Source organism: Anabaena sp. CCY 9613, assembly GCF_963920895.1.
Taxonomy (GTDB): Bacteria; Cyanobacteriota; Cyanobacteriia; order Cyanobacteriales; family Nostocaceae; genus Cyanocohniella.
This window is the reverse complement of sequence record NZ_CAWUDE010000021.1, coordinates 71,462-83,228: the sequence shown is the minus strand read 5'-3', so window position 1 is coordinate 83,228 and position 11,767 is coordinate 71,462. Positions and strand designations below refer to the sequence as shown.

Sequence of the window (11,767 nt, the reverse complement as noted above, 5' to 3'; positions counted from 1 at the left end):
CACTTCTTTGTCAACTACTTTTTTCTCAATTTGCCATTTCTTTTTTAAAAGTCCTTGTAAAATCCTTATGGAGTAAGGGTTTTAGGATATAGTATTCTTGTAAATAAACAAGAGACTAATTAAGTTGTGAGCAAGTTTGGTGTTTTGCCACCTTGGCTGGTGCTAGATCCGTTGCTACGGGGCTGGTTATTGGAGGATATTGGTCGTGGCGATCGCACTACAAATAGCCTTTTAATAGAAGATGCAACACCTGGAACAGCTAAATGGGTAGCCAAAGCTAGTGGGGTAGTTGCTGGGATACCAGTCGCAGCTAGGGTATTTCAGCTTTTAAATGAAAAAGTTAGCTTTGTGGCTGTTGCGCCTGAAGGTAGCAAATGTCAGCCAGGACAACTATTAGCGGAAATTCATGGTTCTCTAGATGCGCTGCTCATGGGAGAACGGGTAGCACTTAACTTGGTGATGCGTTTGAGTGGGATTGCTACGCTCACTAATATATATGTAGAGCAAATTGCTGATTTACCTGCTCAGTTGGTTGATACGCGCAAAACTACACCAGGGCTGAGGTTGTTAGAAAAATATGCCACTGCGGTGGGTGGGGCAATTAATCACCGCATGGGATTAGATGATGCAGTAATGATTAAGGATAATCACATTGCCGCGGCTGGGGGTATTGGAGCAGCTATTACCTGTATTCGTGAGCAGATTCCTTATCCCTTGACAATAGAGGTAGAAACGGAAACTTTAAAACAAGTGGAGGAGGCTTTACAGCACAAGGCTGACATTATTATGTTGGATAATATGCCCAGGGAAATGATGCAGGAGGCAGTACTGTTGATTCGCGAGCAGGACAGTGGCATCAAAATTGAGGCTTCAGGAAATGTAACCTTAGAGACTATTCGTGCTGTAGCGGAGACTGGTGTTGACTATATATCTAGTAGTGCGCCGATTACTCAGTCAAAATGGTTAGATGTGAGTATGAAAATTGGTTAATTTTGGATACTTTACCAGCTTTTTTAGGCAGCGATCGCCTAGTTTGATCTTCGTAGATTTAGCATCATCCTATTGCTTGTGGATGCTCATCTAACCAACTATCAATATCGCTCAGTACTTGTTGGGGAATTTCCCACGGAAACAAATGGGCAGTATTGGGGTAACAATGCCACTGGGTATTTTTGAGATGACGTGCCGTTTCTAAACTCGATTCAGCTGTAATGTGACGGTCTTGTTCTCCAGCAAGCACCAAACTAGGGCAGTTAATTTGCGGTAAATCGGCCAGTCGATTGTAACCCGCCCTGAGGGCAGTATCAAGAGCGCGAGTTGCCGCAGGCGAGGTTTGTAAATAAGCCTGTGCTGCTTCTTGAGCTATATAGTTATATGCAGTGGGCGTATGTTGTTGGATCAGATAACGAAAGAGCGATCGCTTGCCAAAAGTATCTATATTCCACTGCCAACTTGGTTGGATATAATTTAAAATTCCGGCAACGCCAGTATAAAGATTATCTTGCCAAGTAACGGCAGGATGATTTCCCCTAGGTCTGGCTGCTGTGGCCACCAAAATCAAACCAGTGACTCGCTGTGGTAGTCGCAATGCCATTTCCATTGCCAAAATACCACCCAGTGACCATCCTAATATGAGACATTTTTCAATTTTAAAGCGGTCTAGTAGTGTTTCTAAATCACTCAAATGGTCAGACATGGCAAAATTGCCATTAAAACGGCTTTTGCCATACCCACGCAAATCAGGAGCAAAAGTTTGGTAGCGTTTTGATAAGTGGTTAGTAAATACTGAAAGATTACGTCCAGAACCAGGATGACCGTGTAAACCCAAAATGGGAAATCCTTGACCTTGAATGTAAACGTTGAGGTTTGCAGGTTTCGTAGAACTCTCAGACATATTTGTGGAGGGAGGGAATAAAAACTGCTAAGTCAATCGACCTTCTATATATTCGCCAGCGTAGGTAATCACGCACATCTGCCTGTACGTTGCATGAATCCCAAAAGCAACACCAGTGACTTTAAAAGCAGAGTTAAATATATTGTGACGATGACCGCGTGATGGTACTCCGTCATCAATAATTAACTGCATAATAATATCTTGGGCTGTGCTAGAACCATAGCTAATGTTCTCGCCTGCGGTAATTTGCCATTTCCCGTAACGATTGAGGCGAGTGAAGGGATCACTGCCATCGCTACCATTATGACCTGTAATGCCCTTTGCACCTTGGTCTTTGACGTGATCTCTAGCACCTAAAGACATACCATGAGATACATTTAATGCTCCCACGTGAGGGACTGACTTGAGAAAGGCGATCGCCTCATCAACTGCTGTCACGCCTTCTTGTGTTTGCAAATAAACATAATCGGATATTCTGACTTGTTGGCCTTGGAATTGCTGTTTCCAATGTTCCAGGATTGGTAGGTATGCCACAGGACTCATTCGTACTATGTTCATTTCCAATATCACTTGTTTTTCCAACGGCGAGAGGATATTCATCTGTGGTAAATTTTCAGTACCCGTTTGAGAAAACGTTGGTAATAATTTCCCAAAATTCATCGATAACCTCACAAGTTGGTAGCAAACAGCCAATATATATAGACTCCACAGGAGGGATAACAGTTTTCAGAAGTATGGTGACTGATGATTGTGTTCTCAAGGTAATCATGGACAATTCAGTGCGATCACTATGAAGTGCGATCGCAATCAGCTACAAACTAAAAAAAATAAAAATATCATATTTGATCCATAACAGTAAAATTACCAACTTTAAATCATTCTCGTGCGAGAAAAAATAAATATCCGTCGTGGGCTTTTTAACTTAAATTCTGTAAAATCGAAGTCTAAATTACAAAATCCAAAATTGTGTGATGCATTGGCTCAAATTACTCCCGATATTGCTAAGTTTTGCCCTCATCAGCTGCTCTATGCAGACAACAGCTAAATCTCTCACCAACAATCCCAACTCCCAAGCTCAAACGCCAGCAAATGCTGGTCAAATATTACCTATTTCTGCGGTAGCAACTGTGACTAATGGGACAAAAATTCAACTAGAAGTGGCACGTACACCAGAAGAGCAGGCAAAAGGCTTGATGTATCGACCAGCGTTACCTGATAATCGCGGGATGCTATTTAAGTTTCCGACTGCACAACCAGTGAGCTTTTGGATGAAAAATGTCCCGGTGTCTTTGGATATGGTTTTTTTGCAAAACGGGGTTGTCAAGTACATTCAGGCTGTTGCGCCTCCTTGTAAAAGTGAACCTTGCCCCACTTATGGGCCGAATGTACCCATTGACATGGTGATGGAATTGCGTTCTGGACGAGCTGCCGAATTAAATTTACAAGATGGGGATCGTGTCAAAATTGAATTTTTAAACGCGGGAAATATACGTAAATAAATAAGCGTTACCTTTTTTTTGTGAGCTTCGGCAAATCCTGAATTAATGAGGTTTTTGTAAAAAAACTATCAAGTATGTATAAAAAAGGAAATTGTGCAGCTACTATTTATGATGATGCCAAGCATAGTAAAATCTGCTGTTTCAAGGTACAATCACATCTCGGCACATTAGTTCTCAAAAATATTCCTTTTGGCGTAAGTGTAAACGGACGCTCATAGGGGACTATTAGCTATGGCATCTTTGTTACCAAATGTGTAATTAAATAAAAACCATAGTCAAGAACATGAAACAAATTTGCCCTGAGTAGTTTGTATCTGAAGATGGGAGCAAACCTGGAGTGTTTCCAAGTTAAAATTTCTCAGCTTTATCGATGAAAACGGTCTGTTTGAGAAATTTTCGCCAAATTTGTGAGCGTGTTTATCCGGTAATTACCAGTTACCCATGAAATATTAGCTGCGGACTACTGAAAAATGCTAAACCATACGACAATACATTTATTGCCAGGAGGTGAGTTACAAATGTCACCAACAACTTATTCTCGATTGATTCATTTTTTACAGGAAGATTTGTCAATTTCTTCGGCTTCACTTGCTGTGGCCCTACGGCATCGAGAGCAAGATCCAGGGCCATTACCAATGATTCTTTGGCAATATGGCTTAATTACTTTAGAACAATTGGAAAAAATTTATGATTGGCTGGAAACGGCATAAATATTTTTGGACATACAGCCTTTAGTACGCTATGGCTAAAGACAAATACTTTGATTACAGGACACAAGAAAAAGTTACTAGATCAGCTTTTGAACAGTCCAGTTGTGATAGTTGTTCCCATTTGTAGAAGTAATAAGTACTCGTGCAGGAGACTTGAGATATGTCACGTCCACTCTGCCTTGCATTAAGGCTGGTAAATCAGAGAATTGACTGTTCTGTTTCTACTCATTTAAAGACAAATCAAGAGAGCGAGTTAATTATGTAACTCGCTCTTTTAATTTAGATAGCCATTGCTTGGCAGATTCGGTTAGCTGAACTAATCCTTTTTATAAGTACTCATGACTGATTAAAAACTTTAGCTGCTGCTGCTACACCAGCACCTGGAGCAAAGTTGTCATGACCAAGTTCGCCCAGAATAACTTCTAAGGATGCTATACAGCTTAGAATATCGCGATCGCTCACAAAGCCCAAGTGACCAATGCGGAAAATTTTGTTTTTCAAATGGTCTTGTCCACCTGCTAAGGCAATATCAAAACGCTTGTTCATCAACGAGCGAATTTTATCGGCTTCAATACCTTGGGGAGCTACAGCCGTAATTGCTGGACTGGCATAATCATCTGAGCCAAATAGTGGTAAATTCAAACCTTTAATAGCGGCGCGGGTAGCATTTTTGTGTCGTTGGTGTCTGGAAAATATCGACTCTAAGCCTTCATTTTTCATCATCCGGAGTGTGGTGTGTAAAGACACAATCAAGTTCACGGGTGGAGTAAACGGAGTAGTGTTTTTGGCTGTAGATTTGCGATATTTACCTAAATCTAGATAATATTTGGGTAATTTAGCAGTTTTGTAAGCTTCCCAAGCTTTGGGGCTGACACAGACAAATCCTAGTCCGGGGGGAATCATGTAGCCTTTTTGGGAACCAGAGGCGACTACATCTAAACCCCAATCATCTATGGGCAAATTAAATGCACCCAAACTCGTCACTGCATCCACAATAATCAACGCTTGGCCATGTTCTTTCACAAGGCGGTTGATGGTTTCTAGATCGTTTAACACCCCAGTTGATGTTTCGCTATGGGTAATGATGACGGCTTTGATTTGCTTTTGGGTATCCGCTTGCAGTTTTTCGGCAAATAGTGCTGTATCTAAAGGTTTACCCCATTCAGCAGTAATGGTTTCGACACTCAAACCGTATGCTTGACCAATTTCTACCCAGCGTTCACCGAACTTACCATTAGAACCAACTAAAATGCGATCGCCTGGAGACAGAAAATTAATCATGCCGGCTTCTACTGCACCTGTACCGCTGACATTGAGCATCAGTACATCATTTTGAGTTTGATGCAACCATTTGAGGTTTTCTGTCACCTCCGCCATGATGTTGCTAAACTCACTGGTGCGGTGTCCAATGGGGTGCTTGGCTAATGCCAGTAAAGCGGCTTCTGGCACTGGTGTAGGGCCAGGAATCATGAGCATCAGCTTATCGTCCATGTGTGTGTCCTAAAATTCAATAAAAGTTAAAAGTTCTAGGGGATAGTTAAATTCTGATGGCAAATTTTAGATATTTACCTGCATATACATCCAAGGTAGTGGCGTATTCTCCAAATTCTTAGTAGAAGTACCATTAAAATGCTGGTCAGCTTGACCTTTACAACTTGTAGATACTGCGACTAATCTGAAACTTTGGTTTTAGCAGACGCTTGACACCTAAAGGATGTCTGATTGTAGAGTAGCGACTTTTGTAAGCTAATGGGAACGGGACATTAAGTTTTTCACCCAGTTTGTCTAAGTTCTTTAGTGGAGCTTATTTAGAATCTCACAAATTGGGGTACAGGTACAATGAGTTATAAAATTTTCTCCCGTCCAAGTTATCAGGACGGGGATAGGGGCGAGTTGGGTATAGAGAAATAGGACACCCTGTAATGCTAATAGATGAAGCTGATAGGATTGTTTAGCTGTCTGTGTCAATCGGAGGCACCGACTTGACCTACATGATGATTAATCGACCAACGGTGATCTATTCCTACAGAAGAACACTGGCAATTCTCTTCTAGTTGTTTTTGTTGGACTGCTGCTTTACGTAGAGTAATAATTAGCTGATTTACCTGATGCCGCAAATCAGGATTTTGACTGACGGCTGACATAGTTTGTCTTTCTAAGAGTTGAAGTAAAAGTTCGTAATGGATCGGCGAAGGTAAAGGAATTTGCTCCATGTAGTTAATACAAGATTTCAAATTGGGATGTTGTACGAATCAGAATTTAGTCTCTTGCCAAAATTGTTACACAATAAGTCAGTGTTTGGTTAGAGCTTTGGTGTACCGGGAGATGAAGATTCAGAGAAGAGATTAGCGATCGCCTGTTGGGGATCTGGTTGTTTCACTAAAGATTCTCCGATCAGTACAGCACTGACTCCTGCTTGTTTTACTAAGTGCAAATCATCTGGAGTATGTAATCCTGATTCACTCACCACTAAAATATTGCGTTCCTGTAATTGACTACCTCGCGCTGCTAGTAAATCACAGGTGGTTTGGAGATCAACCGAGAAGTCTTCTAAATTACGATTATTTATTCCTACCAAAAATTCACCCTCTAAAGTTAGTACACGGTCAAGTTCTGCCAAACTATGGACTTCAATTAAAGCTGTCATTTTCAGGGCATTCACAATTTTGAGGAAATATTGTAAATCTTGATTACTCAGAATTGCTGCAATTAACAAAATGGCATCTGCACCCTGAATCCGAGCTAAGTACATTTGGTAAGGGTAGATAATAAAATCCTTACACAGTAAAGGTAAATTTACGGCAGTACGAACCTTAGCTAAGTTATCAAAACCACCTTGAAAAAACTTGACATCTGTCAAAACAGAAAGGCAACTAGCACCACCTTGTTGATAAGATAAAGCGATCGCTACTGGGTCAAAATCTTCTCGTAACACTCCCTTACTAGGGGAAGCTTTTTTGACTTCAGCAATCAATGCTGGATTAGTCTTACCTTGCCTTAAGGCTGCAATAAAATCACGAGTAGGCGGTGCTGTCATTGCCTGTTTTTGCAATTCCCTCAAAGGCCGCCTTTCCCGCATTTGCTCAACTTCTATTTCCTTATGCCAAACGATTTCTTCCAAGATGTTATTGGGTTCTGAATCTGGCAAAGCAGATTGGTAGCGTAAGAAGGAGACATTAATAGTTGTGGTTGTGGAACGGCGGCGGATTTGCATGGTGGAGGCTAAAGGTTAGAGGCTAGGGGTTAGGGGCTAGAGGCTAAGAAGTTTTTCACCCTTGCACCTCTACTCCCTACGCTTTAAACAACAGCTCGTTTATAAGCTTCATCCAGCACTTCGGAAAGTGTCGGATGGGCGTGTACTAAATGAGCGAGGTTTTGTACAGTTTGACGGTTGGCGATGGCAGCTGATGCTTCATGAATTAAGTCTGCGGCGTGCATTCCGAAGATATGGACACCCAAGACTTCACCAGTATCTTGGCGATAAATTACTTTTGCTATGCCGTCGGCTTCGTTTTCCGCTAGGGCTTTGGAATTACCTTTGAAGTAACTGCGGCTGGTGGCTATTGCAAATCCTTCTGTTTGTCCCAATTCTTTGGCAGCTGTTTCTGTTAAACCTACATAGCTGACTTCTGGGTGGGTAAATGCGGCTGCGGGGATACTGCGATAGTCAACAACGCGCGTTCGCCCGACGATATTTTCTACGGCGATAATACCTTGAGCAGAAGCGGCGTGTGCCAGCATCATTTTGCCGTTGGCATCACCAATTGCCCACACATGAGGTACTGGTTCTCCGGCTGAAAGTACTGCCATGCCATCGTCCACTGGAATAAAGTTCCGTCGGTCTAGTTCTACACCTATAGATTCTAAACCTAGGTTTTTTGTGGCTGGGATGCGTCCTGTGGCAACTAAACAAGCATCCACTTCAATGACATCTAGATCTTCTTTGGTTTTGAAATCTGCTAATTCAATTACCACTGGTGAACCAGGAATAACTTTTTTAGCGTATATGCCTACTTTAGTTTCGATGTCGCGGGGTGTAATTAGTACTCTTTCTGCTAATTTAGCGATATCGCGGTCAAATCCTGGCATTAATTGGTCTAGGGCTTCAATCATAGTGATTTCACAGCCCAAAGCCGAGTAAACATCGGAAAATTCTAAGCCGATGTAACCACTGCCAATAATTGCTACCCATTCTGGCAGAGATTCTAATTTCACTCCTTGGTCGCTGGTAAAGACGGTTTTGCCGTCTACTTCAATGCCTGGAGGGATAAAGGGTACTGAACCTGGGGAAAGGATAATGTCTTTGGCTGTGATGGTTTTTTCACCGCCATCACCTGTGACAGTAATTTTCTGCGTTCCTGCAATTTTGCCCCAACCCCTGATAATATCGACTCCCAAACGTTTGAGGCTATTGGTTAAGTCGCCTTGAATTTTCGAGACTAGATTACCGGCGTGATCGGCGATCGCTTGCCGATCAAACTCCACATTACCGACTTGAATTCCCAAGGACTTGAGGTGGTGGGCATTACGTAACTCCCGCACACGTCCTGATGCTGCTAGCAGCGCTTTAGATGGAATGCAGCCCCGATTAACACAGGTTCCCCCCATATCGGCTGCTTCGATAATCGCTGTTTTTAGACCGCAGCTGACGGCGTGTAGGGCTGCTCCATGTCCGCCTACTCCCGCGCCTATAATGACTAAATCGTAATCAAATCCATGACTCACGTTAGTTTCCCCGTGTGCTTCGCCTATTTATTCTCAACTTGACAGACAATCTAGGCAACCCCTTGATAGTGCGGGTATTGCTAGACCAAAATTAAATATTATGCTTTACGCTCGCAGGCGAAGTTGTTTATTTTTTACTATTCTAATAAAAAATATGTACCAAATTTTATCTTATACCTAAATTTTGTCAATTACTCTTGAATGCATCAAGGGTATTTTCATAACAATTTGTCAATGGTTATATTCTTAATGTGGAATGTAAAGTTTTCACCTTGATCGTCGAGTCATTTCAAATAATTGTTGAGCATTTTGACCTAAAAAAGCATCAAAAAGTGCTGGTTTTCCTAGTTCAGTTTCTACTATATAGCGCTGGGCAATTTCATAATAGGCATAAGTCCAAGGAATTTGGATTTCTTTACCATTGCTATCATCGAGGACAGTTACCATTTCTGTGACTGCTTGAGTAGCTGTTTGACGCAATCCACAGGTAATATCTCCTTCTATTTCTGCTTTCATGGGTACGCCCAAATTAGCTAAACCACGGGCAGTAGTATCTATATCTGGGTATGTTGGTGTGTTTTGACGATTCACATAGCCTGTAAAGTGGTTAACAGCATAACCATGTAACAGCACCCAAGCACCATACTGACTCACCTGATTCACCGCTTCCACAACTAAACGTCGGGGAGGTTGCCAAGGGCGGGTAAAGATTTGTTCGAGTTGTGGAGCCAGACTTGGATCGTTTTTTTCACATTGTTTAATTAGTGTGAGGGGAGAAGTGAGTTCATGGGGAATAGAAGTAACTGTTTGATAAATTAGTTGGGCAATATTACCAGGCAACTCATCTACAATTAATTCACTAATAAAAAGTTTAGGCAAGTCCAATTCTGCTTGCTGATGTCGATAATAACGCGCATAAAGATGAGTAGCCGCGAAAGTATATTCTCCAGCTACCACGTAACCCAATGCTTCAGCTATTTGTCCTAAGTATTCAATACCTAAATTAATGTGTCCCTGTGGACTATCGACTAATAAACGCAAAGAGCGAAAGGCAATATGGTCGTTAGCGACAGTTCCCCCCGCATTCGTAATCATTTGTTCATAGGTGCGAGCATAGTTGACTCTGGCACTGTATTCTTGCCAAAGTAATGAGTAGAGATGAATAGCAATTTCGGTATTCATAATGAGTAGGGATTAATATAGTTTCAAATATTAAGTTTTTGTTTTCCCTATTTTGATAACATTTTCAAAAAGCTATTGCAAATAATACTTTGCCCTACATCTCTACTAGCAAAAGATAGGGTTTAAGTTTTTTTTACTTAGATCAACCAAAGATTAAAGGCAGGATTTAATGTAATAACCCAATCATGTGCAGCAACCCTTGACCGGTAACTAATTCGATGATTAAAGCAATAAAGCCTAACATAGCAATCCGACCGTTCCAAACTTCAGCACTAGTCGTCATACCCCATTCCCAGTTTTCTTGGGGGTACATCTTGACCATTTTTTTGATTTGGGCAGCTTGGGAAAGCTGGAAATTGGGTTTTTTCAGCGCATCCAGCACCAAATTTGCTAATGCTTGAATAAATATCGGATGGGTGTTGGGAGCAGATGCGCGACGAAAGTTATGAATTCCGGATTCTTCTGCTATTTCCCGATATTCTATATCGATTTCTTGTAGTGTCTCAATATGTTCTGAAACAAAACTGATAGGTACAACTACTAAATCTTTTACACCTTTTGCACCTAGTTCTTTGAGTGCATCTTCAGTGTACGGTTGGAGCCATTCTACAGGGCCCACACGACTTTGGTAAGCCAAAGTATGCTCATTGGGTCGATTGAGGGTCTGCATAATTAAAGCAGTACATTCTTCAATTTCCTGCTGATAAGGGTCGCCTGCTTCTTCGACATAGCTTTTGGGAACACCATGAGCGCTGAAGAAAATGTGCGCCTCATTGGGATTGGGACATTGATCGAGTTCTTGAGCGATTAGTTCTGCCATTGCCTGGAGATAACCTGGTTCTTTGTACCAAGATGGAATGACAGTATAATCAATGGGCTGAAGTTCAGGATTTTCTTGCCAAAGTTTTTCTAACAGTCGAAAGCTAGAACCACTAGTACTAATGGAAAATTGGGGGTACAGTGGCAGAATTACTAGGTGTTCGATATTATCTTGAGTAATTTGAGCGATCGCTTCTTCTGTATAGGGATGCCAATAACGCATTCCCACATAGATATTAGCTTCTTGTCCTAAATTACTTAATTGTTCTTTGAGGGCTTCTCCTTGAGCTTCTGTGATTCGCCGTAGTGGCGAACCGCCACCGATTTGCTTATAGTTTTTTTGAGAGGTTTTAACTCTCCGTGAGGCAATAAACCAGGCTAAGGGTTTTTGCAACCAGCGAAATGGTAGGCGAATAATTTCCGGATCGGAAAATAGGTTATACAAAAACGGCCCGACATCGTCTAGCTTATCGGGTCCACCGAGATTGAGTAATAAGACGCCTACACGACTCATAGCAGTTACTTTCCCCCAATCTTTTCAGGTTTTTTACTAATGTTAACAATATATCTTTATTAAATATAAAGCTTATATAGTCAGGAAAGATGAAATGGCAACAATTTTCAGGACTTAAAGTTACCGATATCAGTCCCTGGATCATGCGATCGCGCAATTAACAGCCTTAACTGTAAATTGTGAAGTCCATTTACGACCTCTAACTTTACAAAACTTAATCATTAATTCTCAGGATCAGGTCTAAGACTTATTTTGGATGCCAAATCGATCACCATTTTTGTGCAGATGCAGGCGATCTTAAATGCACAATTTCTATATTAGGTATATTTAGTTTCTGAAAATAACAAAGGATAAATAGCGAGACATTGATAAATTTGCCTCGCCAACGTTGTTTTACTAGCACCACTTGCTCCTACTACACATA

Annotated in this window: 11 protein-coding genes; 3 read left to right on the top strand and 8 right to left on the bottom strand. The window is 41.4% G+C overall.

What is annotated here, in order from left to right; translation table 11 throughout:
• The first annotated feature begins 126 nt into the window (after positions 1 to 126).
• Complete coding sequence (nadC, locus tag ACM0OT_RS20755) at positions 127 to 990, top strand: carboxylating nicotinate-nucleotide diphosphorylase (RefSeq protein WP_414566292.1); 864 nt, start codon at positions 127 to 129, stop codon at positions 988 to 990.
• Positions 991 to 1,054: 64 nt separating this feature from the next.
• Here the strand turns inward: nadC and ACM0OT_RS20750 are convergent, their stop codons facing one another.
• Together ACM0OT_RS20750 and ACM0OT_RS20745 are read right to left on the bottom strand one after the other, a co-directional pair.
• Complete coding sequence (locus ACM0OT_RS20750) at positions 1,055 to 1,894, bottom strand: alpha/beta fold hydrolase (protein WP_414566291.1); 840 nt, start codon at positions 1,892 to 1,894, stop codon at positions 1,055 to 1,057.
• Between the two features lie 27 nt (positions 1,895 to 1,921).
• Positions 1,922 to 2,554, bottom strand: coding sequence for a CAP domain-containing protein (locus ACM0OT_RS20745; RefSeq protein WP_414566290.1), 633 nt, complete (start codon positions 2,552 to 2,554; stop codon positions 1,922 to 1,924).
• 308 nt (positions 2,555 to 2,862) lie between these two features.
• Here ACM0OT_RS20745 and ACM0OT_RS20740 point away from each other — a divergent pair, with 308 nt between their 5' ends.
• Both ACM0OT_RS20740 and ACM0OT_RS20735 read left to right on the top strand, forming a co-directional pair.
• The gene (locus ACM0OT_RS20740) at positions 2,863 to 3,393 is read left to right on the top strand and encodes a DUF192 domain-containing protein (RefSeq protein ID WP_414566289.1); all 531 of its coding nucleotides are present in this window, start codon (positions 2,863 to 2,865) and stop codon (positions 3,391 to 3,393) included.
• A gap of 518 nt (positions 3,394 to 3,911) precedes the next feature.
• Entirely contained in the window at positions 3,912 to 4,103 is a 192-nt protein-coding gene (locus tag ACM0OT_RS20735) for a DUF2949 domain-containing protein (RefSeq protein WP_414544760.1), read from the top strand.
• Between the two features lie 336 nt (positions 4,104 to 4,439).
• On the opposite strand, the gene ACM0OT_RS20730 is transcribed toward ACM0OT_RS20735, so the two are convergent.
• The 6 genes from ACM0OT_RS20730 to hemH form a co-directional block, all read right to left on the bottom strand.
• The gene (locus tag ACM0OT_RS20730; RefSeq protein WP_414566288.1) at positions 4,440 to 5,594 is read right to left on the bottom strand and encodes a pyridoxal-phosphate-dependent aminotransferase family protein; all 1,155 of its coding nucleotides are present in this window, start codon (positions 5,592 to 5,594) and stop codon (positions 4,440 to 4,442) included.
• 473 nt (positions 5,595 to 6,067) lie between these two features.
• Entirely contained in the window at positions 6,068 to 6,316 is a 249-nt protein-coding gene (locus ACM0OT_RS20725; protein ID WP_414566287.1) for a DUF5340 domain-containing protein, read from the bottom strand.
• Between the two features lie 89 nt (positions 6,317 to 6,405).
• Entirely contained in the window at positions 6,406 to 7,317 is a 912-nt protein-coding gene (gene trpC, locus ACM0OT_RS20720; RefSeq protein WP_414566286.1) for an indole-3-glycerol phosphate synthase TrpC, read from the bottom strand.
• 83 nt (positions 7,318 to 7,400) lie between these two features.
• Complete coding sequence (gene lpdA, locus ACM0OT_RS20715) at positions 7,401 to 8,828, bottom strand: dihydrolipoyl dehydrogenase (RefSeq protein ID WP_414566285.1); 1,428 nt, start codon at positions 8,826 to 8,828, stop codon at positions 7,401 to 7,403.
• A 267-nt stretch (positions 8,829 to 9,095) separates the two neighbouring features.
• Positions 9,096 to 10,010, bottom strand: a complete 915-nt coding sequence (locus tag ACM0OT_RS20710; RefSeq protein ID WP_414566284.1) for a DUF1338 domain-containing protein — start codon at positions 10,008 to 10,010, stop codon at positions 9,096 to 9,098.
• Positions 10,011 to 10,176: 166 nt separating this feature from the next.
• The gene (gene hemH / locus ACM0OT_RS20705) at positions 10,177 to 11,343 is read right to left on the bottom strand and encodes a ferrochelatase (protein WP_414566283.1); all 1,167 of its coding nucleotides are present in this window, start codon (positions 11,341 to 11,343) and stop codon (positions 10,177 to 10,179) included.
• Positions 11,344 to 11,767: the final 424 nt, after the last annotated feature.

Excerpts from the sequence above, each read along its gene's own strand:
- ACM0OT_RS20750 (WP_414566291.1), bottom strand. The coding sequence starts at position 1,894 with ATGTCTGAGAGTTCTACGAAACCTGCAAACCTCAACGTTTACATTCAA.
- ACM0OT_RS20745 (WP_414566290.1), bottom strand. The coding sequence starts at position 2,554 with ATGAATTTTGGGAAATTATTACCAACGTTTTCTCAAACGGGTACTGAA.
- ACM0OT_RS20735 (WP_414544760.1), top strand. The coding sequence starts at position 3,912 with ATGTCACCAACAACTTATTCTCGATTGATTCATTTTTTACAGGAAGAT.
- ACM0OT_RS20730 (WP_414566288.1), bottom strand. The coding sequence starts at position 5,594 with ATGGACGATAAGCTGATGCTCATGATTCCTGGCCCTACACCAGTGCCA.
- ACM0OT_RS20725 (WP_414566287.1), bottom strand. The coding sequence starts at position 6,316 with ATGGAGCAAATTCCTTTACCTTCGCCGATCCATTACGAACTTTTACTT.
- trpC (WP_414566286.1), bottom strand. The coding sequence starts at position 7,317 with ATGCAAATCCGCCGCCGTTCCACAACCACAACTATTAATGTCTCCTTC.
- ACM0OT_RS20710 (WP_414566284.1), bottom strand. The coding sequence starts at position 10,010 with ATGAATACCGAAATTGCTATTCATCTCTACTCATTACTTTGGCAAGAA.
- hemH (WP_414566283.1), bottom strand. The coding sequence starts at position 11,343 with ATGAGTCGTGTAGGCGTCTTATTACTCAATCTCGGTGGACCCGATAAG.